The organism is Variovorax sp. Soil_C_12 (genome assembly GCF_057657375.1).
In genome coordinates this window covers 1-21,335 of record NZ_JBDGIO010000021.1, presented here as the reverse complement: position 1 = coordinate 21,335, position 21,335 = coordinate 1, and the positions used below count along the sequence as shown (strand labels likewise).

The window sequence follows — 21,335 nt, the reverse complement described above, 5'->3', positions numbered from 1 at the left end:
AAACATGCAAGACATCCTGATCAACTGGTCTCCCCAGGAGACCCGCGTTGCGGTGGTCGAGCACGGCGCCGTGCAGGAGCTCCACGTGGAGCGCACGCTGGAGCGCGGGCTGGTCGGCAACGTCTACCTGGGCAAGGTCTCGCGCGTGCTGCCCGGCATGCAGTCGGCCTTCATCGACATCGGGCTGGACCGCACGGCCTTCCTGCACGTGGCCGACATCGTGGCGCCTTTCACCCCCGGCTCGCGGCCGAGCGCCGCGGCGGCCGATCGCGACGCGCGCAACGGCGGCGGCGTGGTGCCGATCGAGAAGCAGGTGTTCGAGGGCCAGTCGCTGCTGGTGCAGGTGATCAAGGACCCGATCGGCACCAAGGGCGCGCGCCTGTCGACGCAGATCAGCATCGCGGGCCGGCTGCTGGTCTTCCTGCCGCAGGACAACCATGTGGGTGTGTCGCAGAAGATCCCTTCCGACCTGCGCGATGCGCTGCGCGCGCGCATGCAGGTGCTGATCGAGGCAGCCGCCGCGGCCGGCAGCGGCGGCGTGGTGCCCGAGGCCACCGGCGGCTTCATCCTGCGCACCAACGGCGAGGATTCGAGCGATGCCGAGCTGGCGGAAGACATTGCCTACCTGCGCAAGACCTGGTCGCGCATCCGCGAGCTGTCGTCGCGCATGCCGCCGATGTCGCTGCTGCACCAGGACCTGAGCCTGCTGCAGCGGGTGCTGCGCGACATGACCATCGAGGACACGCAGACCATCCGCATCGACTCGCGCGAGCAGTTCGATGCGCTGCTCAAGTTCGGCCTCGAATTCATGCCGCAGGCGGCGGGCAAGCTGCAGCTCTACAAGGGCGAGCGGCCGATCTTCGACCTCTACTCCATCGACGAGGAGATCGCCAAGGCCCTGGGCCGGCGCGTGGACCTCAAGTCGGGCGGCTATCTGGTGGTGGACCAGACCGAGGCGCTGACCACCATCGACGTCAACACCGGCGGCTACGTGGGCGCGCGCAACTTCGACGACACCATCTTCAAGACCAACCTGGAGGCCGCGCAGGCCATCGCGCGGCAGCTGCGCCTGCGCAACCTGGGCGGGATCATCATCGTCGACTTCATCGACATGGTGCGCGACGACCACCGCGAGCAGGTGCTGGCCGAGTTCCGCAAGCAGCTGGCGCGCGACCGCGTCAAGACCACCGCGGGCGGGTTTTCGCAGCTGGGGCTGGTCGAGATGACGCGCAAGCGCACCCGCGAGTCGCTGGCGCACATGCTGTGCGAGCCCTGCCTGGCTTGCAGCGGGCAGGGCATCGTGAAGACCGCGCGCAGCGTGGCTTACGACGTGCTGCGCGAGATCCTGCGCGAGGCGCGCCAGTTCACGCCGCGCGAGTTCCGCATCGTGTCCTCGCCGCAGGTGATCGAGCTGTTCCTGGACGAGGAAAGCCAGCACCTGGCAGGGCTCAGCGACTTCATCGGCAAGCCGATCTCGCTGCAGGCGGAGCCGGCGATGGGGCAGGGGCAGTACGACATCGTCCTGCTCTGATCAGAGCCTCGCCAGTGCCGGCCCCTCTCGCGGGCCGAACCATGCACGCTGGTAGGCCTGCCGCGCCGCGCGCTCGGCCTTGGCATCGCCCCGCTTGCGCTCGACCTCGGCCAGTCCCGCAAGCGCCCAGCCGTTGTTGCGCACGCGGATCAGTGAGTCTCTGAAGGCCAGTTGCGCCTCGTCGAGCTTGCCCTGGCGCAGCCGCACCGAACCAAGGGATTGGCGCACCGGGTAGTACCAGTAGGGCGGCTCGGTGTAGCTGAGACTGTCCTGCATCACGATGGCTTCCTCGTAGGCCTTGGCGGCGGCATCGAGGTCGCCGCTCGCATCGGCGAGCCGTCCGGTCGCCACCAGGCCGGCGGTGCGAACGATCTCTTTAGCGGGCAATTGCCAGGCCTCGAAGGGCTTGAAGTCGGCGCTTTGCTCGATCTTCGCGATGGCATCGATCTCCTGCTGCGCGCCGGCCTTGTCCTTGCGCGCCGCGAAGGCGACGGCGCGCGCGTAGTGGTACATGGTGGTCACGATCACCGCGTCGTCCGGCGGCGCGGCGAGCTTGAGGATGGTGTCGGCATCGCTGAACTGCGCATGCGTGGTGAAGTGCGAAGCCTTGATGGGCTGGAGGATCGGGAAGGCCTTGACCAGTTCGGCCGGCACCGAGGCGTCGAGCTTCGCGGCGGCTGCGATGGCCGTCTTCGCATCGCCGCCCATCTGCGCCGACACCATCACGAAATGGATGTTGTGCGGGTAGTAGGCGGTTTTGTACAGCGGGTCGGAGGGCGAGGTCTTGAAGTACTTCTCGTCGACCCGGATCGCCTTGCGATTGGCCTCCAGGGACTCGCGGTACATGCCCACCCGGTAGTAGATATGGGCCGGCATGTGCACGACGTGCCCGGCGCCGGGCATCTGCGCCGCGAGGCGGTTGGCATAGGGCAGGGCCTTCTCGGGCTGCGTGGACGCTTCCACCGCATGGATGTAGAGGTGGATCGCGCCGGGGTGCGTGGGGTTGCGCTTGAGCACGGTCTCCAGCGCGCCGACGATGTCCGCGCCGCGCCCCTTCGGCTTGGCGCCGCCGGCCTCCCAGTAGTCCCAGGGCTGCGTGTCCATGGCGGCTTCGGCGAACAGCGCCTGGATCGTGTCCTCGGCCGGGTAGCGCTCGGCCACCGCCTTCATCGCGTCGGCATAGGCGGCGTCCAGCCCGGAGCGGTCGGCCTGCGGCTGCGCGGCGTAGCGCTTCTCGAGCGCCGTGATGAGTGCCTGCTCGCGCTCGGTCGCACCGGCCTTGCGCTCGACCGCCTTGGCCAGCGCGGCAAATGCCGGCGCATTGGCCTCCGGCATCATCGGCACGTTGATGTTGGGACCGAGCACGAGCGCCTCGCCCCAGAAGCACATGGCACAAGCGGGGTCCAGCTTCTGCGCGGCCTGGAAGGCACGCTGGGCTTCGGCATGGTTGAAGCCGAAGGACAGGCGCAAGCCCTGGTTGAAGTACGCCTGGGCCTTGGCCGAGCGCGTGCTGATCCTGAAGGCGAGCGAGCCGAGGTCCTTGTAGATCGGCACCTCACCGCCCGCGGCCTTCATCGGCTGCGGCTGGAAGGGCGCGGTCTCGGTCTTGACACGCACCAGCGCCTTGAGCAGGGCGGGCGGACCGGTCACCACCGGCCCGCAGGCGCGGCCCGTTTCGGACAGCAGGGGGTCGAAGCTCGACCTTCGGTCGCGATCGGCACCGACCTCGTCGGCAACGAGCAGGCCACACGAAGCGAGAGCGCAGGCGGCCAGTGCGGGCAGCCGGCGCCGGAAGGGGGCTCGATACGACATGGCGATTCCTTCTTCTCCGAGGTCGGGCAGGCGCCGCGTCGCGCGCGCCGCCCGACGAGTTGCAGGGCCGGGTCGAAGGAAAAATTCTGCTCGCCTGATGAGGCGGGCGCAATATGCCGAAGGCTGGTCAGAGACTGGGCTCGCCGCCCTCCGGCGCCGTGCGCACCGCATGTGCTTGCAGCCGCGCGTACAGCCCTTCCAGCGCCATGAGCTGCGCATGGCTGCCTTGTTCGGCGATGCGGCCGTGCTCCATCACCACGATGCGATCGGCGTGCTGGATGGTCGAGAGGCGGTGCGCGACGATCAGGGTGGTGCGGTTGCGCATCAGCCGCTGCAGCGCCTCCTGCACCAGGCGCTCCGATTCCGTGTCGAGCGCGGAGGTGGCTTCGTCGAGCAGCAGCACCGGTGCATCCTTGTAAAGGGCGCGCGCGATGGCGAGGCGCTGGCGCTGGCCTCCGGAGAGCTGGGTCGCGTTGTGGCCCAGCACCGTGTCGATGCCTTGCGGCAGGCCCTCGACGTGTGTCGCCAGGTTCGCGGCTTCCATGCAGCTGAGCACGCGCTCGCGGTCGAGCTCGGCACCGAGCGCCACGTTGGCGGCCAGCGTGTCGTTGAGCATGACCACGTCCTGGCTGACCATCGCGAACTGCGATCGCAGGTTCTTGAGCTGCCAGTCGCCGACGTCGTGCCCGTCCAGCAAGACCTGGCCCGCGCTCGGCAGCACGAAGCGCGGCAACAGGTTGACCAGCGTGGTCTTGCCCGAGCCGGAGGGCCCGACGAAGGCCACCACCTCGCCGGGCGCGATCGTCAGGCTGACGCCGTCGAGCGCGCGAGCCTCTTCCGCGCCGCGGTAGTTCACCCGCACCGCGCGCAGCTCGATGCGGCCGGCCACGCGCGGCGACTCGAAGCTGCCCTGCGATTCAGGCGCCACCTCGTCGATCAGCGCGAGGCCGCGCTCCAGCGCCGCCAGTCCGCGCGTAATGGGGCTCGTCATGTCGGCCAGGCGGCGGATCGGCGCGATCAGCATCAGCATGGCGGTGATGTAGGCCACGAAGCCCCCCACCGTGAAGCCTTGCTTGCCGCTTTGCCAGAGCGCGATCATGACCACCGCGGAGAGTGCGACCGCTGCGACGATCTGCGTCAGCGGCGTGGTCGCGGCCGAGGCGATGGTGGACTTCACGGCCAGGCGGTTGAGGTCGTGGCTCAGCCGGTCGAAGCGCCGGGTCTGGCTGGCCTCGGCGTTGTGCAGCCGGACCATGCGGTGCGCGAGCACGTTCTCCTCGACCACGTAGGCCAGCTCGTCGGTCGCCTGCTGGCCGAGCAGGGTGAGCCGGTAGAGACGCTTGGAAAAGGCCTTGATGATCCAGGCCACGCCCGGCACCAGCACGCCGACGATCAGCGTCAGCTTCCAGTTGAGATAGACCAGGTAGAGCAGCAGCGCAATCAGCGTGAAGCCGTCCCGCGACAGGCCCAATAAGGCCTGCACCAGCAGCATGGCGCCGGTCTGCACCTCGTAGACCACGGTGTTCGACAGTGAGCTCGCCGACTGGCGCGAGAAGAGGGCGAGCTCGGCCGCCAGCAGGCGCTCGAAGAGCACCCGCCGCAGGCGCTGCATGCCTTCGTTGGCGATGCGCGCGAGCGCGTACTGCGAGATGAATTGCGCCAGGCCGCGCACCGCGAACAGCAGGATGACGGCGGCCGGTATGGCCCACAGCGGGAGCTGGCCGCGCGTGAAGCCGCGGTCGAGCAGCGGCTTCAGCATGGCAGCCATCAGGGGTTCGGTCACGGCGGCGATGAGGGCACAGACGAGGCCCAGCGCCCACCAGTGGCGCGAGCCTCCGAACCAGGTCATGAGTCGCGCGAGTCGGCGCGTGAGAGGGGGGCGCGCGGACTCGGCGGCGGGGGAAGGCTGCATGGCGGCGCATTCTAAGATGGCGCCTTGCTGTAGGACCGCGCCGGCACATACACGTTTTGTGACGGCCGGGGCATCGCAGTGTGTACCATGTGGCCTCGTTTCATCCGGGCAGGAAACTAAATTCCCGGAAAGCTCTCCGAACCGCATGAAAAAGCAGTTGCAAGAAATCTCCCCAACCCCTTCTTCATCGTTCTCCGTTCGCCGCACCTTGATCGCGGCCCTGGCTGCCTCCCCCCTCGCTCCCGCTTTTGCCCAGTTCCGGGTCGAAGTCTCGGGTGTGGGTCTGACGCAGCTGCCGATCGCGCTCGTCCCTTTCAAGGGCGAGGACGCCTCGCCGCAGAAGATCTCGGCCATCGTGCAGGCTGACCTCGAACGCAGCGGCCAGTTCCGCGGCGTGGATGCCAGCGGGCAGTCGCTCGACGAAGGCTCGCGGCCCGACCTGAGCCTGTGGCGCCAGCGCACGGCCGATTCGCTGGTGGCGGGCAGCGTGACCCGGCTGGCCGATGGCCGCTTCGATGTGAAGTTCCGCCTCTGGGACGTGGTGCGCGGGCAGGACCTGGGTGGCCAGAGCTACACCGTGCCGCAGGGCGACCTGCGCCTCGCGGCGCACCGCATCGCCGACTACGTCTACGAAAAACTCACCGGCGAGAAAGGCATCTTCTCGACCCGCATTGCCTACGTGACCAAGGGCGGCACTCGCTACACCCTGTGGGTGGCCGATGCCGACGGCGAGAACGCGCAGGCCGCGCTCGCGAGCCCGGAGCCGATCATTTCGCCGGTCTGGTCCGCCAACGGCGGGCAACTGGCCTACGTGTCCTTCGAGTCGCGCAAGCCGGTGGTCTACGTGCACACGGTGGCCAGCGGCCAGCGCCGGCTGGTGGCCAACTTCAAGGGCAACAACAGCGCGCCGGCCTGGTCGCCCGACGGCAGCACCCTGGCGGTGACGCTGAGCCGCGACGGCGGCTCCCAGTTGTTCACCATCCCCGCAGGCGGCGGCGAGCCGCGAAGGCTCACGCAGAGCGCCAGCATCGATACCGAGCCGAGGTACTCTGCCGACGGCGGCACCATCTACTTCGTGAGCGACCGCGGCGGCGCACCCCAGATCTACAAGATGAGCGCCGGCGGCGGCAACCCCACGCGCGTGACCTTTACCGGTGCCTACAACATTTCTCCCTCCGTCAGCGCCGATGGCCGGTGGTTGGCCTACATCTCGCGAGTGGGCGGTGCCTTCAAACTCCATGTGATGGAGCTGGCGACCGGCAACGTGGCAGCGCTCACCGACACCACGGCCGACGAGAAACCCAGTTTCGCCCCCAACAGCAAGCTGATCGTCTACGCCACCCGGCTGGGAGGCCGTGAGGCGCTGATGACGACCACGCTCGACGGAAAAATAAAAGCGCGACTGGCCGGGCAGGCAGGAGACATCCGCGAACCGGACTGGGGTCCGTTTCAAAAGCAATGAATGATCAACCTGAGGAGTTCGAAATGTTAAGACGTACGATTTATTCGCTGGCCATTGTGGCGCTCATCGCCGGGTGCTCGTCCGGCACCAAGCTCAACGATGCGCCGGTGGTGGATCGCTCAGGCGGCACTGGCTCCGGCGGTGCAGCCAGCGGCGTGGCGCCGGTCACCATCGACCCGAACGCGCAGACCGCGCAGGGACCGGTGGGCGTGGCGCGCATCGTCTATTTCGACTTCGACAGCTACACCATCAAGCCCGAGTTCCAGTCGCTGATCGACGGCCATGCCCGCTTTCTGAAGGCCAATACGCAGCGCCGCATCTCGATCGAAGGCCACACCGACGAGCGCGGCGGTCGCGAGTACAACCTGGCGTTGGGCCAGAAGCGTTCCGAGGCCGTGCGCCGTGCGCTGGCCCTGCTCGGCGTGTCGGACAACCAGATCGAAGCCGTGAGCTTCGGCAAGGAAAAGCCGGCCGCGCAGGGCAGCGGTGAAGATGCATGGGCGCAGAACCGCCGCGCCGAGATCACCTACCGTCGATGATGCGAATCGTTGCTCCGCTGCGTGGCGCGGCGCTTGCCGTTGCCCTGCTGTGCGCCTCTCTCGGCGCGCAGGCCGCGCTGTTCGAGGACGACGAGGCGCGGCGCGCCATCCTCGATCTGCGCCAGCGGGTCGAGGCGATGCGCCAGCAGGCCGAGCAGCGCCAGAACGAGGAAAACGCGCAGCTGCGGCGCAGCCTGCTCGAATTGCAGACGCAGATCGAGCAGATGCGAGGCGACCTGCAGCGCATGACCGGTCAGAACGAGCAGCTCACGCGCACGGTCACCGAGATGCAGCAGCGCCAGGGCGAGATCGACGACCGGCTCAAGAAGAGCGAGCCCTCGAAGGTCTCGGTCGACGGGCGCGAGTTCTCGGCCGATCCGCGCGAGAAGGCCGACTTCGAAGCCGCGTTGGGCGTCTTCCGCGGCGGCCAGTTCGCGCAGGCGCAAACGGCCTTCGCCGAATTCGTGAAGCGCTATCCGCAGAGCGGCTACAACGCCTCGGCGCTGTTCTGGCTCGGCAATGCGCAGTACGCCACGCGCAACTACAACGAGGCCATCGCGAACTTCCGTTCGATGCTGTCGCTGGCGCCTGACCATGCGAAGGCACCCGAGGCCGTGCTGTCGATCGCGAACTGCCAGATCGAGTTGAAGGACACGCGCGCGGCGCGGCGCACGCTGGAAGACCTGACCAAGGCCTATCCGCAGTCCGAGGCCGCGCAGGCCGGGCGCGAGCGCCTCTCGCGCCTGCGCTGAAGCAGGGGCTCGCGAACGTGAGCGCTGTCGCTCCCGTCGTTGAACTGGACGACGCCGACCTGGCCCGCCGTTTCGGCGGCCTGGAGCGGCTGTATGGCGTGCCGGGCGCGGCCCGCATCCGCGACGCCCATGTGCTCGTCGCCGGCATCGGCGGCGTCGGCTCCTGGGCCGTGGAAGCGCTGGCGCGCAGCGGAGTCGGGCGGCTGACGCTGATCGATCTCGACCACATCGCCGAATCGAACATCAACCGCCAGATCCACGCGCTCGACAACACGGTGGGACAAGCCAAGGTCGAGGCGATGCGCGAGCGCATCGCGCACATTCATCCGGCCTGCCAGGTGCTGGCCATCGATGACTTCGTCGAGCCCGGCAACTGGTTGGCGCAGCTCGCGAGCGCCGAGGCTGCGAACGGCCCGCTTGCAGCCGTAGTCGATGCCTGCGACCAAGTACGGGCCAAGCTGACCATGGCCGCATGGGCGCGCGAGACCGGCGCCGGCTTCATCACCGTGGGCGCGGCGGGCGGCAAGCGGCTCGCGCACAAGGTCGACATCGACGACCTTGCCGCAGTCACGCACGACCCGCTGCTGGCGCAGCTGCGCCAGCGGCTGCGCAAGGAACACGGCGCGCCGCGTGAGGGCCGCAAGATCGGCGTGACCTGCGTCTTCAGCCGCGAAAGCGTCGCACCGCCCGATGCCTCTTGCGCCATCGAGGCGGGCGACGGCTCGCTCAACTGCCATGGCTACGGCTCCGTGGTCAGCGTGACGGCCACCTTCGGGCAATGCGCGGCGGGCTGGGTTCTCGATCGGATTGCGCGCGGCGGGACGCTATAATTTCGGGCTTTGCCGGATTCGACGCCGGCAGAGCAAAAGAAGAAGCGTGGGACGTTAGCTCAGTTGGTAGAGCAGCGGACTTTTAATCCGTTGGTCACAAGTTCGAATCTTGTACGTCCTACCAACAATGACAAGGGTTAGCAGGTGAGTGCCTGCTAACCCTTTTTGCTTTCTGATCGATCCTGTCACGATTCATGTCACGATTCGTGTTCCGTTGGTCGACCCGGATCGCGGGGCGCACCACCAACTCTTGCTGACAATCACGGCGGAGGGCGGACTGCGGGGCGCGCCGGTGAGTTATTCAGTGCAACAACTTGGTCGGCAAGACTGGTCTTGATCGATCGGCGGAGGCAGGCTGTTGCCTTGTACGATGCGACGCCGCACCGCGTTTTGATGCGCTAAGAGAGTGGAAATCGGAACGACCTCAAACTATGTCTACCGTTGTAAAAATTTTTCTTGCCTCGCCGGGAGATCTTGCCGACGAGCGGCTTATTGTTCGTGAGCGTGCCGAACATTTCAATAAGCTATGGTCGGATCAATTCAAAACGTTCTTCAGAGTTATTGGCTGGGAAGATCTACCTCCGACCGCCCAGCGACCGCAAGGACGCATCAACAAAGATGCCGAGGAATGCGAGTTGTTTATTGGCATGATGGCAACACGCTGGGGCTCGGACTCGGGTGAATTCAGCTCTGGATTTGAAGAGGAATTTTTTACGGCGCGTCAGCGATGGAAATCCAGTGGTTCGCCAGAAATTGCACTTTTTTTCCGAACTTTGGAGTCTTCTCAGATCGCCGATCCCGGGCCTCAGTTAAGCAAGGTTCTTCAATTTAAGAAGTCTGTTATTGAGGGGAAAGAGTTTCTTTTTAAAGAGTTTTCGAATAAAACTGATCTTGCCAATTTCGTGGATGGCGTGCTTTCCCAGTACGCTATCGATCGTCAGCATGGCGCAGCTAATCAGCCGAGTACTTCTATTTTAGAGGTTGAGAAGACGACGCAGTCTGAAGAGGTTGATGCAACCGAAATCGATCACATATTGGCGGCAGCAGGGGCTGCGGGCGGAGTGGCTACGGAAAAATTCGATACTTGGGCGAAGTTGCGACTCCATCTCTACTCCACATCAATTTACTCCAATACTAATGGCGAAGCAATAATCGGTAGGCATGAGGCCAATTTAATTTATCGAAAAAGAGATGAGTGGCGGCTGACCGATGGCGAGCTTTGGACTCTAAGTAGAGCAATGTTGGCTGACGCAGGATACATATCTGGATGGTTCTGGCTTGCCAAAGGTGGTGTCAGTGTTACGCGCCATCGGTTATGGTTTTTTTGTTGTGTCGGCGACGAAGAAAAAGGGCGGGCGGCAGAAATACTTTCGAGTGACTCGCAACTGCCAAGCAACGATCTGCTTAAACTTGCTCTGCAACAGCCAGCTTGCATTCCTAGCATATCCAAACTGCTTGGACGCGTTGGCACGCTAGAACATATCGAGGTTTTGAAAGAGGTACGCGACGAAGCTGATGAGCCTTCGCTGAAGCACTTTGAAAACGCCGAGTTTCTGATCAAGCAGCGCCACAATATGGATTTTCCAATAGGCCAGTTGATCAAGTATGCCGGGCGCAACATATCCGGGGCACAAGAAGAATTAACTAAAAAATTAACTCAATTGCCTCCGATGGAGTTGGAATTGTGGGTAAAAACCGGCGAGGAGGAAGCGCGTTATACGATCTTGAAGATGCTCGGCAAGGTTGATCTGATTTCAGAAGCGCTTGCCAATGATTTGATTAAGGATTCAAGCAAGCGGATTCGTCATCTTGCTGTTCAAGAGCTAATCAAAAAAGGTAGGGCATTCACTCGGAGCCAACTCTCAGAGCTTTTCCCCGAGGAGTCGTCTGGTGGTGGGTTGCTTGGATTTTCAAAATGGGTTGATATAGGCGCCCTGGTGGCGGATGCTCTCAAGAACCGGTCCACGCAAGAACTGGAAGGCATGATCGATTTTTTTGATCTTGATGCTTCCTCAGCATTTGCCTTGCTTGCCGACCGAGAGTGGGGGGCATTTAGAGATGAAGTGGAGAGGCAGTTGGATAGCGAATTTCAGTTGCTGCTCGATGAGTCGGAAGCTCGTTTTAAAGAACAAAGATTCTTTTCTGTGCTGGCCCTTTGGCAGAAAGATGGGTCTCATCTTGTTGAGTATGTAAGGTCGGATTTCCTAAGTTTGACTTTGCAAATCGTTAAGAAGCATGGCCATCCGAAAGCTGAGGCGTGGGGGCTGAAATATTCGCAAACAACATTCTCCGAGTCAGTTCGTTCGGCTGCTCTGCAGTTATTGTTGGATGTTGGTGCGAGTATCGATCGCGCGGTGTTAATCGAGGGTCTTTCGGCTGGAAATTCCGCATTGGCGGAAAAAATGGTAAAAGCAATAGTCAATGCGGGTGCATTTGATGCTGTTACATTTGAAGCCATTGCCAACCAAGATTCGAGAGGATTTCGCGATAGTTTGATCGATGTTTTGAGTAGTGACTGGGGTGCTAACTTCGAAGAAATCGTAGGCGCTTTCTTGTCGTCTCAGTCGGATCGGGTGCGTATGGTGGCTGCCCGAGCGATCGCGAAGAATTTTTCTCGCGAGGCGCTTGAGGCTAAGTTGAATGAGTACATAAACCTCCCGACGTACTACTACGATGTAGCATCCCTATTTGATACTGCTTTATATCGACCTAGAGAATTTGACGATACGCTCCTGCCCGAGTAGCAGAGGTGAAGGGGTGTCCACTATTTGGTGAGCGCATCGCGGCGTTGGTGCGTGGCGATGAAGTGGGCGCCGCAGATCCCGTGCCGCGTGCCTCGGTCCTAGGATCTCGATCGGCCGTGCGCCTCAGACGAAGGGCTGGAGCCGGCGAACTCGACGATGTCGGAATAAGGTTTACCGCCCGGGCCTGGTGAGTTGCTCGGCCACATGGTCCTGTTGAGTTCGAAAACCTACCTCAAGTGTCTTAGAAGGTCGTCGGCGATGCCCCAGCCTAGATTGTGAAAGTACGTGCCGCGGGACTGTCCATGGTGTTTTGCGACCACATCAAGAGCACCCTAGTGCACGTCCGCTCTTGCAGCTGCATGGCTAACGAGCGCCGCGACTGAAGAACATTGGCAAGGGCCACCGGGCCGCCAGCAACGACGCCACGGCCAGGAGGCCGGGCACGCGCAAGCGCGTCTGACGACGTGACCCCGGGCAAGCCCGCCAAGGGGGCCGCGGCGCGTTTTTTCTTGCCACCCGGCCCCTGCCCATGGCCTTCGTAGCAATCGCCGCTGCGGACGCCACGCGCATGGTCGTGCTGCGCCTGCTTGCGAGAGCCGCCGATCGCCGACCCGAAAGCTCGCCCGGTGCGGGCTTCTTCATCGCCGCCCGCGGTGCCCGACCGCGACATCTTCGGCAAATCGCGTGCCCTCGAAACGCCGCCGCAATCGTGAAATCCTCCCCGGGTCGGCTACGTCTTGGTCGCATGCCTGCCGCGACAATCCTCGGTATGAAGCTCATGCTCACGTGCCTTGTTCTCGTCATTGCAGTGGCCTCGACCTCGGTTGCCGCCCAGCAGCGCGTCTATCGTTGCGAGACGAACGGCAAGGTCGCCTACTCAGACGCGCCGTGTGTCGGCGCGAAGGTCATCGATGCGACGCCGACGCAGGGCGCGGACAAGATGGGTGGTGCCTCGCGCAAGGGCCGCGAGGTTCAGCGCGACGAGTTCACCACGTCGCTCGACAGCGCAACGCGTCCGCTGCACGGCCGATCTCACGACGAGATGAACGTGCTGCGACGCCGAGTCAACTTGCCGGGCCGCGATCAGCAGCAATGCGCCCGGCTCGACGGCCTTCTTCCGACGCTGCTGGCCGATGCGGGTCGCGCTAGGGGCGAGGCGAAAGCACGCGCGGACGTAGACGTCTATAAGGCCCGCAAGGAGTTCTTCGATCTGAAGTGCTGAAACGAGCTTTGCATGCTCGGCATCTGGCAGAGGGCACCGTCGTTTGCCCCGTCGAGTGCCAGACCTGCGTTCTGGTCGGCGTCGGCTATAGCCACACTATTCACCCGTGGGGTCGCCATGCCCACCTGACCTTGCGCGAATTGGCTCGGCGAGGGGCACGCGATGTGATCGATCTCCGGACGTTCACGGGTAAGCCATTCATGACAGATCTCCTGAAATAGTCCGACTCCGGTTCAGCGCTCGCTTTTTTGCCTTTGAAGCAGTGCCGCCGCGGCTTGTGGTCGCTTCTCGGAGATCCGATGTCGCCCATCTAAAGCCCCCCTCTCACGCCTTGCCCCGCACAGCTTCGCGTTGGAAATGTGCGTACAAGGAATCCAGCACGCCGCTGATCTCCGCCAGCAGGCCGTCGTCATCGGGCAGGCGCTCGCGCGCACCGGCCAGCATCGCTTCGAACCCGGCGCCTTCAGCGACCGAGCCTGTCCCCATGTCCAGCGAGCGCACCATCGCGCCCATGCGCATGAGCGCCGGGTCATCCTTGAGCCCGAAGCTCGCCATCAAGGTTTCAAAAGTGACTCGTTCCCCGACGTGGGTATAGGCGGCGCCATCGAAGTCGAAACCGAGTGCCTTGCGCGGGCAGTCGGCCGGCTTGGCAAGCCACTGGAAGCGCGCGGTGCGATCGATGAAGCGGCGGATCAGCCAGGCGCTCGCGACCCGGTCGACCCACGGGCGACGGCGTGTGGCCCAGAGGCGCCCCTGGTAGTCGGCAACGCCTTGTCGTCGATGGATGTTCCCACGCGGACGGCCTACGTGATGGCCGTCGTGACCCCGGCTGAACGCAGCGCGGCGGCAAGCTTCACGGCCGTGCCGCGCAGCCTGGCGGCGGCGATCAGTCCGACACTGAGCGGCGCGCTGTTCGCGGCGGGGTGGATCTCGATGCCGCTCATCGCCTGCGGCATGCTCAAGATCGCCTATGACTTGACGCTGTGGCGTGCGATGCGGCGTAGCCGGCTTGATGGAGAGTGAGGCGTGGTCGTCCGATGGCTCTCAGCAGAGTCGCCGCAAATTCTCCAGCAGCGACTTCATCTGGAGGGCATCTGCCCATACGCTACCCTCCAAGACAGCAATCCCGAGCTCAGACGGATTTCGGTCCGAGCGCACCTGGACATTGAACTTCTCATGGACACCGTCGAAGCGCAGCTCGACGTCGGCGCGCTCCAGCAGCGCGACGATCGTTCGGCGTGAACCGAAGATTCGACCGGCCGTCGCCGTCACGTTCAGGTGACACGACGGAGACAGTTCATATTGCCAACGACGATCAAGACGTGGCTGATCGCCGAGCCAATTCATCTTGTCCAGCAGTTCGGCTCGCGTCATCTGCGACGGGCTGAATACGGGCACATCGTCGGTGGGATAGCCGTCCGAGCACGCCAAGCCAAGGGAAGCCAGGAAGCAAAGCAGCATCGCACTCCAACGCGTCCTCACCGGCAAGGTGCCGGGCTGGTGCGTGCACGCTGCACGATCAGTGCTCATTTCCGTGCAGTGCCTGCTGCTGCTCTTTCGCCCCAGCTGTCTCGGGCACCCGGCTCGCGAGCACCTTGTCGATGGTCTTGCCATCCATGTCGACGATCTCGAAGCGCCAGCCCTCCCAGTCCATTGTGTCGGCGATCTTGGGCAGCCGGCCAGTCAACAGCATCATCATGCCGCTGAGCGTGTGATAGCGGCCGCGATCCTCTTCGGGCACCTCGTCGAGCGCCAGGCGGTCTTTCAACTCGGGCACGGGGATGTGGCCATCGAGCAGCCAGCTGCCATCCTCCCGCTGCACCGCCCATGAAGTCTCGGGATCACGCGGCTGGAATTCGCCTGTGAGCGCCTCGATCAGGTCCTGCAAGGTCACGATGCCTTGCAGCTCACCGTATTCGTCCACGACAAAGGCCATGTGCACGTCCGAAAGACGAAAACTGTCGAGCAGCTCCATGCCGGTGAGGGTTTCGGGCACGTACAGCGGTGTCTGCAGCGGCTGGATTTCCAGCTCCCGCGGGGCGCCGCGCAAGGCCTGGGACAGCCACTTGCGTGCATTGATGACGCCCAGCACGCTGTCCATCCCGCCGCGCACCACCGGGAAATGCGCGTGATCCGACGCCTCGATGCGCGCCAGGTTGTCCTCGAACGGCAGGTCGACGTCGAGCCATGTCACGTCGCCACGCGGGACCATCAGTGAGCCGATCTGGCGGTCGTCAAGCCGGAACACGTTACGCACCATCACATGCTCGTGCGATTCGATTACGCCCGCGGTCGTGCCTTCAACCAGCATGGCGTGGATCTCCTCTTCCGTCACGGGGCTGCCGCTGGTCTCCTTCACGCCCAGCAGGCGCAGAAGCGTCCGGGTCGACGTTGACAGCAGCACCACGAAGGGCTTGGTCGCGATGGCCAGCCAGTTGATGGGCCGCGCCACCAGCCGCGCGAAGGTTTCCGGATACGACTGGCCGATGCGCTTGGGCACCAGCTCGCCGACGACGATAGAGAAATAGGTGATCAGCACCACCACCAGGCCTGTCGCCCCGTAGCTGGCCCAGGGTGCGGGCACGCCCAGCGAAGCGAGCCACACGGCCAGCGGTGCCGCCAGCGCCGCCTCCCCGACGATGCCGTTGAGCACGCCGATCGAAGTGATGCCGATCTGGATCGTCGACAGGAAACGTGTCGGATCCTGGCCCAGCTTGACGGCCGCTGCGGCCGAACGGTTGCCCTCATCCACGAGCTTCTGCAGCCGCGCCTTGCGCGCAGTGACCAGCGCGATCTCGGACATGGCGAACAGGCCGTTTAGCAGGATGAGGGCGAAAAGTATGGCTATTTCCATAGGGGTCTGACGCGAAGTAGAAAGGAATGCTCAGTACGGACTCAAGGAGCCGCCGAGCAGCAGCGCGAGCACCAGCGCACCGAGCCCGATGCGGTAGTAGACGAAGGGCATGTAGCCGCGCGTGGACACGAGCTTCAGGAAGACCACGATCACGCCGTAGCCCACGCCGAAGGCGATGAGGGTGGCCAGCGCCGTCGGCCCCGGCGCTACCGGGCTGCCGACGTCCCAGCTGCGATAGAGCTGGTAGAAGCCCGAGGCCAACACGGCGGGGATGGCGAGCAGGAACGAGTAGCGCGCTGCCGCTTCGCGGGTGTAGCCCATCAGCAGCCCGGCGGTGATGGTGCCGCCCGAGCGCGACACGCCGGGAATCAGCGCCATCGCCTGGGCCAGACCGAACATCAGGCCATGCCGCCAGCCTAGTTGGTCCAGCGTGCGTTGCTTGCTGCTGGAGCGGTCGGCCGCGCCCAGGATCAGCGCGAACACGATCAGCATCGCGGCGGTGATGTAGAGATTGCGCAGCGATCCTTCGATCGCGTCCTTGCACAGCAGGCCCAGCACCGCGATCGGCAGCGTGCCGACGATGATCAGCCAGCCGACGCGTGCGTCGGGGTCCCCGCTGCGGCCGGCGCGCGCGAGCGAGGCCCACCAGGCCACCGCGATGCGTGCGATGTCGCGCCGGAAGTAGAGCAGCACGGCTGCCTCGGTGCCGATCTGCGTGATCGCTGTGAAGGCCACGCCGGGATCGCCGCCTGAGGGCAGCAGCGGACCCACGATGCGCAGGTGGGCGCTCGACGACACGGGCAGGAACTCGGTCAGCCCCTGCACCACCCCTAGGAAGGCGGCCTCCGCCCAGGCACCCACAGCTTATTCGTCGCGACTGCCGCCGATGCCCAGCAGGAGCAGCAAGGACTGGAAGACGTTGTAGACGCTCAGGTAGACGCCGAGCGTGGCGATGACGTAGTTGGTTTCCTGGCCGTCCTGCACCCGCTTCAGGTCATACAGGATGAAGGCCGAGAAGATGCCGATGGCCAGCACCGCCAGCGTGATCATGAGTGCGCTCGACTGGATGAAGAAGTTCGCGACCCCTGCCACCAGCAGCATGATGGCGCCAATAAACAGGAACTTGCCCATCGAGCTCAGGTCGCGCTTGATGACCGACGACAGCGTGGCCATGCCCAGGAAGATCGCGCCGGTGCCGGCGAAAGCCATCATGACCAGGCTCGCGCCGTTCGCGAGGCCCAGCACCGAGCCGACCAGGCGCGACAGCATGACCCCCATGAAGAAGGTGAAGGCCAACAGCACAGGCACGCCGGCGGCCGAGTTCTTGGTTTTTTCGATGGCATACATGAAGCCGAAGGCCCCTCCCAGAAACACCACCAGGCCGATGCCAGGCGAAATCGCGCTCGCGATGCCAGTACTGACACCGATCCAGGCGCCCAGCACGGTCGGGACCATGGAGAGCGCGAGCAGCCAGTAGGTATTGCGCAACACGCGGTTGCGCTCGACGGAAACGGCCCGGTCCGCGGTCGCGGAGAAGGTGTGAAGGTTCTGGTTCATGAAGGAATCCCTTTGGTTGCGAAGTGAAGAGGAGGCGCGATGGCCCGTGGAACGGCAGGGTGCCGATGCGGGATGCGAACGCATCTTGAAAGCCAAGGAGCCTGCGGCCGAAGCGCGGCCGCGGATGTCAGGCGAGGAAGGCGCTTGCCGCGCAGGGAGGCCGTTGCGGCCCCTCCAGGCAGGGTGGTGGCCGGGTCACATCAGCGGGTTGCAGGGGGCGGAGCCTGGCGAGCGGCTGGCCGGTGCCGTGATGCTCGGCGTCCAACAGTACTGTGAAGTCGAGCACATGCTCGGCATGCGGCTGGACGGGCTGGTCGTCGATCTGGTGGTCATCGAGCGATCCGCCGAATCCCGCGTGCTGCGAGTCGTCGGCCGACTGGCTGTGGCCTTGTGCCGGACCGTGCGCTGCGAGCGCGAAGCGCTGCTCCGTCATGGCGACGCCCGACCAAAGCAAAACGATGGCAAGCAGGAGCGCAACAACCCGGGGTGGCATGGGACCACCAGTGTACAGGGAGGTGGCGTCCCTCTGCCTGAACAGAGCCACGGTGGTCAAGTCACCGAGATTGCCGCTCTTTCGTCCTCCTCCTTGCCATCGCCGCCGCGAAGAAAAACAAACGGTCGACGCTTCACAACTACACAATTTCGCATGATGTCAAAAGTCACGTCATCGTTCACCCGTCAGGTTTTCATCGTTGCAGCAACCGTCGTGCTCATCGGTGTTGCCTGGAAGCTGGCTGACGTCTTCGTCCTGCTCTTTGGCGGCATCGTAGCGGCAGTCGCGCTGCGAGCGCTCACCGCGAAGCTGGAGCGTCTTGGTATCCCGGCTCGATACGCATTCATGACGGGCCTGCTGCTCATCCTTGCTGCAGCCACGATCACCGTTGCCTGGCTCGGCGACCCGCTGGCCGAACAGCTGAGCCGCCTGCGGGAAGGCCTGCCCGCGGCCATCGAACGGGTGACAGCGTGGATAAAAAGCCACCGCATCGGGGTCACGGTTCTCGAATACTGGGTAAGTCTGCAGGATGACGGACTGCCGTGGTCTCGGCTGCTCGGCTTCGCCGGCACCGCGCTCGGCGCCCTGGGAACCCTCGCGTTGATCATCTTCCTGGGCATCTATCTGGCAGCCGATCCCCGCATGTACAAGGACGGGCTGTTGAGTCTCTTTCCGAAGGCCAAACGCGAAGTCATCGCGAACGCATTGGAGCAAAGCGCGGACGCCCTCCGACGTTGGCTCCTCGGACAATCGTTGTCAATGCTCTTTGTCGGAAGCTCCACCGCCCTGGGTCTCCTCGCCCTCGGCGTGCCGCTTGCGTTCTCTCTCGGCCTGATCTCGGGCCTGCTGTCGTTCATTCCCTTTGTCGGGGCGCTGGCCGGCGGCGCCCTCGCGGTGCTGGTAGCGTTCATGCAAGGGCCGACGACCGCCATGTACGTGCTGCTCCTGTGCATCGCCATCCAGCAGGTGGAAGGACACCTGTGGATACCGTTGATCCAGCGCTGGGCAGTGTCGCTGCCGCCCGTGTTGAGCCTGGTCGCTACGCTTGTGTTCGGGATCCTGTTCGGTCTCATTGGGATCCTTTTTGCGGCGCCGATGATGGTTGCCGCCGTGACATTGGTGCGCTACCTCTATGTCGAGCGCGCTGAGTGAGACGCGAAAGCGGCAAAGTGTGCGCTAGCGCGACGTGCTCGCGCAGACTGCTCCGGTCGGCGTCAATGCACCGCGCCCCAATCCAAGCTGAGGATGCCCGCAAACAATGCACCGCTCACAATCCAGGCCAGCGCGTCTTCGCTCAACTTGGTACGGACTCGGTTCCACATCCGACGCCGCAGAACGGGAACGCCCTGTCGCCGCGGCGATCGCGCTATAGACCGAACGCGCCGCTGCATGTAGCCGGCCATGTCCACGACCAAGGTTCCAAACTGCGCTCCGCCCGATGATGCAGAGGTGTGTCCAAAGAGGCCACCTCTATCCCTGTGTTTGCATCCAGCAAATCTGATAAGATCGCTCCAACGACTGAGCGCATACGCATAGGAGTCGCCCGTCCATGTTGGAGGCGGCGCAGCCGGTGAAGCTCAGAAGTCGAGCCCTCTGCAAGGAGGGCTTTGTCAGTGGAGGGGTTTGGTGCGCCGAAGTCCTCTGCCGTCGCCCGTACACACGCCTAGTGCTCCCGGTGAAAATAGGAGCGACCCCGACCTTTGAGGGTGAGCCTTCGGATCGCACAAGCTGCTGAGCTTGTCGCCCCAGAATCTTCTGCGCCTAGCTCTGCGGCGCTTCCATACACCTGCCCTGCGATACGAGTTCTAGATGGGCGGGTTGATCTGCCCTAGACGGCGGCGCCAAGTGCTTAAGCCTCGCTCGCCCTAAATTTCTGTAGCCCGCTGCGTGCGGGCTTTTTCGTTTCTGGTCACGACGACATGGTCGAAAAGTCTATCCGCTAGGACAAGCCCCGACCGCTGACTCGCAAGAGTGGCCGGTTTTTTTATGCCCGCACGGTTTTCGCCGTCGCGGGCTTTTTTGTTTCGCTGAACCTCGACCGTCGGTCGGGGTTTTTTTTCGCCCGCCTTCGGGCTCTCCCTCGTGGACTACGCCATGCGCAAGCTGCAAAAGCTGCTGGAGTGGATCTTCATGATGATCGATCTCTACGATCTGATCGACATGGTGATCAACTTCATCAAGAACTTGTTCTAACGTGCGGCCCTTGTCCTGACTTCGACTCATTCGCAGGTCAGGCTGGCATTGCTCTCAATGTCGGTCAAGGCCCAAGCTCGCCCAAAATTTGGTCCGAGGCCTCATTGCAACCAGCGCGGTCGCGATCCCCGCCGGGCGGAAGCTCGCGCAACACTTCGGGCATCCGCAGCCGGAATGCTCTCGGTGATACTCCGGCGGTGCATAAACCTCGGGTGTTGAACATGAGCGCCGACTGGACAGAGGCCGAGCTACGTGCAGCCGTCGAGGCTTACCTGGAGATGGCTGAGCGAAGCCGCAGGGGCACTCCATTGGTCAAGGCGCCCGTCTACAGGGAACTTGCAAACAGGTTCGGACGGACGCGCAAGGCCTTCGAGTACAGGATGCAGAACATCTCCTATGTGCTGACGCTCATGGGGAGAGACTGGCTACCGGGCTTGGTGCCAGCGAAAAACGTCGGCATGAAGGTCGCCGCGCAAATCGAGCGGCTCATTACGGAACTTGAGGGGCGTCCTAGTGCGCCACGCGTGGCTGAGGCGATCGAGGTAAGGGAGCGCCTCAAGCGCCTCCCGACAGCCCCTCCAAAGGGGGCCGTCAAACCGAAGGCATCTGTGACCTCGGTGACTGTCTTCGCTCGTGATCCCGACGTAAAGGCCTGGGTGCTCGCGCGCGCGGCGGGCAAATGTGAGGCGTGTAGTGGCCCAGCGCCGTTCGTCACTGCCGATGACCTACCGTTCTTAGAGGTTCATCACGTCCACCAGCTGGCGGATAAAGGCGCTGATCTAGTGACCAACGCGGTTGCGCTCTGCCCCAACTGCCATCGCAGGCTTCACTATGGCAAGGACGCCCACGAATATAGGGAAAAACTGTTCCAGCTCGTACCCGAGCTGACCCGGGAATAGCAGTCAACGCGCGCCAAGCTCAATCCCGCCTTAGTGCCGATGATCAGCGCACGCGGGGACCGACACCTAACCGATACTTCCTCGCGGAATCCGCCGACGCGCGAGTCGATCGGCCATGAGCCAATTCTTCCTCTGACTGGTGAATCGCCGCGGCCAGGGCGACAAGACGATCAGCGATCGCCTCCGGCTCTGAAGCCAGCCGCGTGAGCGCGGTGGTGCCGAGTGAACCCCCTCCGTAGTGCACGTCCACAAAGTGCGCAAGATCGTCGGGAACGTCCTGTCCGACATGCAGTAAAGCCGCCGCGATGGTGCCGTGGAACGTCGGCTCAGTGATGTCGTGGCTGCTGCCGGTCGACAGCCTCGCTTCGTAGACGCTCGGCTCGATCTTGCTGATATGGAGTTCGGGGATCATGTCGCGATGATGCCGGCTGCCTGCACGCAACGCCAGCGGTCAGGAGTTATCGAATGGAAGGGACTTCCCCGTCCCGATTAAGCCGCTGCGTATTGCGGCTGCCGGCAACAAAGTGCCACGATG

16 protein-coding genes, 1 tRNA gene and 2 pseudogenes are annotated in these 21,335 nt (G+C 63.8%); 11 read left to right on the top strand and 8 right to left on the bottom strand.

Annotated features, from left to right (window positions below; translation table 11 throughout):
- Nucleotides 1-4: 4 nt before the first annotated feature.
- Nucleotides 5-1,531 (top strand): ribonuclease G, encoded by a 1,527-nt coding sequence (rng, locus tag AC3A6X_RS33170; RefSeq protein WP_309961817.1) that lies wholly within the window; start codon nt 5-7, stop codon nt 1,529-1,531.
- Here the strand turns inward: rng and AC3A6X_RS33165 are convergent, their stop codons facing one another.
- Both AC3A6X_RS33165 and msbA read right to left on the bottom strand, forming a co-directional pair.
- Nucleotides 1,532-3,343, bottom strand: coding sequence for a hypothetical protein (locus AC3A6X_RS33165; RefSeq protein WP_487846166.1), 1,812 nt, complete (start codon nt 3,341-3,343; stop codon nt 1,532-1,534).
- Between the two features lie 127 nt (nt 3,344-3,470).
- Complete coding sequence (gene msbA / locus AC3A6X_RS33160) at nt 3,471-5,255, bottom strand: lipid A export permease/ATP-binding protein MsbA (RefSeq protein WP_487846165.1); 1,785 nt, start codon at nt 5,253-5,255, stop codon at nt 3,471-3,473.
- A 145-nt stretch (nt 5,256-5,400) separates the two neighbouring features.
- On the opposite strand from msbA, the gene tolB reads away from it, so the two are divergent.
- The 7 genes from tolB to AC3A6X_RS33125 all read left to right on the top strand — a co-directional run bounded on the left by tolB (nt 5,401) and on the right by AC3A6X_RS33125 (nt 12,804).
- Nucleotides 5,401-6,717: a Tol-Pal system beta propeller repeat protein TolB gene (gene tolB, locus AC3A6X_RS33155; RefSeq protein WP_309961824.1), complete on the top strand. Its 1,317-nt coding sequence runs from the start codon at nt 5,401-5,403 to the stop codon at nt 6,715-6,717.
- Nucleotides 6,718-6,740: 23 nt separating this feature from the next.
- The gene (pal, locus tag AC3A6X_RS33150; protein ID WP_106556632.1) at nt 6,741-7,256 is read left to right on the top strand and encodes a peptidoglycan-associated lipoprotein Pal; all 516 of its coding nucleotides are present in this window, start codon (nt 6,741-6,743) and stop codon (nt 7,254-7,256) included.
- A complete protein-coding gene (gene ybgF, locus AC3A6X_RS33145; protein WP_309961826.1) occupies nt 7,253-8,008 on the top strand; it encodes a tol-pal system protein YbgF in 756 nt (251 codons plus the stop codon). Before pal ends, ybgF begins: the two co-directional genes overlap by 4 nt.
- A gap of 17 nt (nt 8,009-8,025) precedes the next feature.
- A complete protein-coding gene (locus tag AC3A6X_RS33140) occupies nt 8,026-8,838 on the top strand; it encodes a tRNA threonylcarbamoyladenosine dehydratase (RefSeq protein ID WP_487846164.1) in 813 nt (270 codons plus the stop codon).
- Between the two features lie 48 nt (nt 8,839-8,886).
- Nucleotides 8,887-8,962: transfer RNA gene (locus AC3A6X_RS33135), tRNA-Lys, on the top strand.
- A 307-nt stretch (nt 8,963-9,269) separates the two neighbouring features.
- The gene (locus tag AC3A6X_RS33130; RefSeq protein ID WP_487846163.1) at nt 9,270-11,582 is read left to right on the top strand and encodes a DUF4062 domain-containing protein; all 2,313 of its coding nucleotides are present in this window, start codon (nt 9,270-9,272) and stop codon (nt 11,580-11,582) included.
- Nucleotides 11,583-12,351: 769 nt separating this feature from the next.
- Entirely contained in the window at nt 12,352-12,804 is a 453-nt protein-coding gene (locus tag AC3A6X_RS33125; protein WP_487846162.1) for a DUF4124 domain-containing protein, read from the top strand.
- Nucleotides 12,805-13,128: 324 nt separating this feature from the next.
- On the opposite strand, the pseudogene AC3A6X_RS33120 reads toward AC3A6X_RS33125, so the two are convergent.
- Nucleotides 13,129-13,584, bottom strand: a pseudogene (locus tag AC3A6X_RS33120) (chromate resistance protein ChrB domain-containing protein); the annotation flags it as partial.
- On the opposite strand from AC3A6X_RS33120, the pseudogene AC3A6X_RS33115 reads away from it, so the two are divergent.
- Nucleotides 13,570-13,827, top strand: a pseudogene (locus tag AC3A6X_RS33115) (MFS transporter); the annotation flags it as partial. The pseudogenes AC3A6X_RS33120 and AC3A6X_RS33115 sit on opposite strands and share 15 nt — an antisense overlap.
- 21 nt (nt 13,828-13,848) lie before the next feature.
- On the opposite strand, the gene AC3A6X_RS33110 reads toward AC3A6X_RS33115, so the two are convergent.
- Genes AC3A6X_RS33110 through AC3A6X_RS33095 form a run of 4 tightly spaced genes read right to left on the bottom strand, consistent with a single transcriptional unit; the run spans nt 13,849 to nt 17,215 of the window.
- The gene (locus AC3A6X_RS33110; RefSeq protein ID WP_487846161.1) at nt 13,849-14,334 is read right to left on the bottom strand and encodes a hypothetical protein; all 486 of its coding nucleotides are present in this window, start codon (nt 14,332-14,334) and stop codon (nt 13,849-13,851) included.
- Complete coding sequence (locus AC3A6X_RS33105; protein WP_487846160.1) at nt 14,324-15,658, bottom strand: hemolysin family protein; 1,335 nt, start codon at nt 15,656-15,658, stop codon at nt 14,324-14,326. Before AC3A6X_RS33105 ends, AC3A6X_RS33110 begins: the two co-directional genes overlap by 11 nt.
- Nucleotides 15,659-15,688: 30 nt before the next feature.
- A complete protein-coding gene (locus AC3A6X_RS33100; RefSeq protein WP_487846159.1) occupies nt 15,689-16,519 on the bottom strand; it encodes an undecaprenyl-diphosphate phosphatase in 831 nt (276 codons plus the stop codon).
- 3 nt (nt 16,520-16,522) lie between these two features.
- On the bottom strand, nt 16,523-17,215 hold the full coding sequence (locus tag AC3A6X_RS33095; protein ID WP_487846158.1) for a Bax inhibitor-1 family protein: 693 nt from the start codon (nt 17,213-17,215) through the stop codon (nt 16,523-16,525).
- Between AC3A6X_RS33095 and AC3A6X_RS33090 the strand changes: the two genes are divergently transcribed.
- Nucleotides 17,214-18,860: an AI-2E family transporter gene (locus AC3A6X_RS33090; RefSeq protein WP_487846157.1), complete on the top strand. Its 1,647-nt coding sequence runs from the start codon at nt 17,214-17,216 to the stop codon at nt 18,858-18,860. The two genes, AC3A6X_RS33095 and AC3A6X_RS33090, sit on opposite strands and share 2 nt — an antisense overlap.
- A gap of 1,262 nt (nt 18,861-20,122) precedes the next feature.
- Nucleotides 20,123-20,800 carry an HNH endonuclease gene (locus AC3A6X_RS33085; RefSeq protein ID WP_487846156.1) on the top strand — a complete coding sequence of 226 codons (678 nt, stop codon included), beginning with the start codon at nt 20,123-20,125 and terminating at the stop codon, nt 20,798-20,800.
- 43 nt (nt 20,801-20,843) lie between these two features.
- Here the strand turns inward: AC3A6X_RS33085 and AC3A6X_RS33080 are convergent, their stop codons facing one another.
- Entirely contained in the window at nt 20,844-21,212 is a 369-nt protein-coding gene (locus AC3A6X_RS33080; protein ID WP_487846155.1) for a hypothetical protein, read from the bottom strand.
- Nucleotides 21,213-21,335: the final 123 nt, after the last annotated feature.

Coding starts and splice junctions, on each gene's coding strand:
- AC3A6X_RS33110 (WP_487846161.1), bottom strand. CDS start 14,334: ATGAGCACTGATCGTGCAGCGTGCACGCACCAGCCCGGCACCTTGCCG.
- AC3A6X_RS33080 (WP_487846155.1), bottom strand. CDS start 21,212: ATGATCCCCGAACTCCATATCAGCAAGATCGAGCCGAGCGTCTACGAA.
- AC3A6X_RS33105 (WP_487846160.1), bottom strand. CDS start 15,658: ATGGAAATAGCCATACTTTTCGCCCTCATCCTGCTAAACGGCCTGTTC.
- AC3A6X_RS33165 (WP_487846166.1), bottom strand. CDS start 3,343: ATGTCGTATCGAGCCCCCTTCCGGCGCCGGCTGCCCGCACTGGCCGCC.
- pal (WP_106556632.1), top strand. CDS start 6,741: ATGTTAAGACGTACGATTTATTCGCTGGCCATTGTGGCGCTCATCGCC.
- rng (WP_309961817.1), top strand. CDS start 5: ATGCAAGACATCCTGATCAACTGGTCTCCCCAGGAGACCCGCGTTGCG.
- tolB (WP_309961824.1), top strand. CDS start 5,401: ATGAAAAAGCAGTTGCAAGAAATCTCCCCAACCCCTTCTTCATCGTTC.
- AC3A6X_RS33090 (WP_487846157.1), top strand. CDS start 17,214: ATGAAGGAATCCCTTTGGTTGCGAAGTGAAGAGGAGGCGCGATGGCCC.
- AC3A6X_RS33085 (WP_487846156.1), top strand. CDS start 20,123: ATGAGCGCCGACTGGACAGAGGCCGAGCTACGTGCAGCCGTCGAGGCT.
- AC3A6X_RS33130 (WP_487846163.1), top strand. CDS start 9,270: ATGTCTACCGTTGTAAAAATTTTTCTTGCCTCGCCGGGAGATCTTGCC.
- AC3A6X_RS33125 (WP_487846162.1), top strand. CDS start 12,352: ATGAAGCTCATGCTCACGTGCCTTGTTCTCGTCATTGCAGTGGCCTCG.
- AC3A6X_RS33095 (WP_487846158.1), bottom strand. CDS start 17,215: ATGAACCAGAACCTTCACACCTTCTCCGCGACCGCGGACCGGGCCGTT.
- msbA (WP_487846165.1), bottom strand. CDS start 5,255: ATGCAGCCTTCCCCCGCCGCCGAGTCCGCGCGCCCCCCTCTCACGCGC.
- ybgF (WP_309961826.1), top strand. CDS start 7,253: ATGATGCGAATCGTTGCTCCGCTGCGTGGCGCGGCGCTTGCCGTTGCC.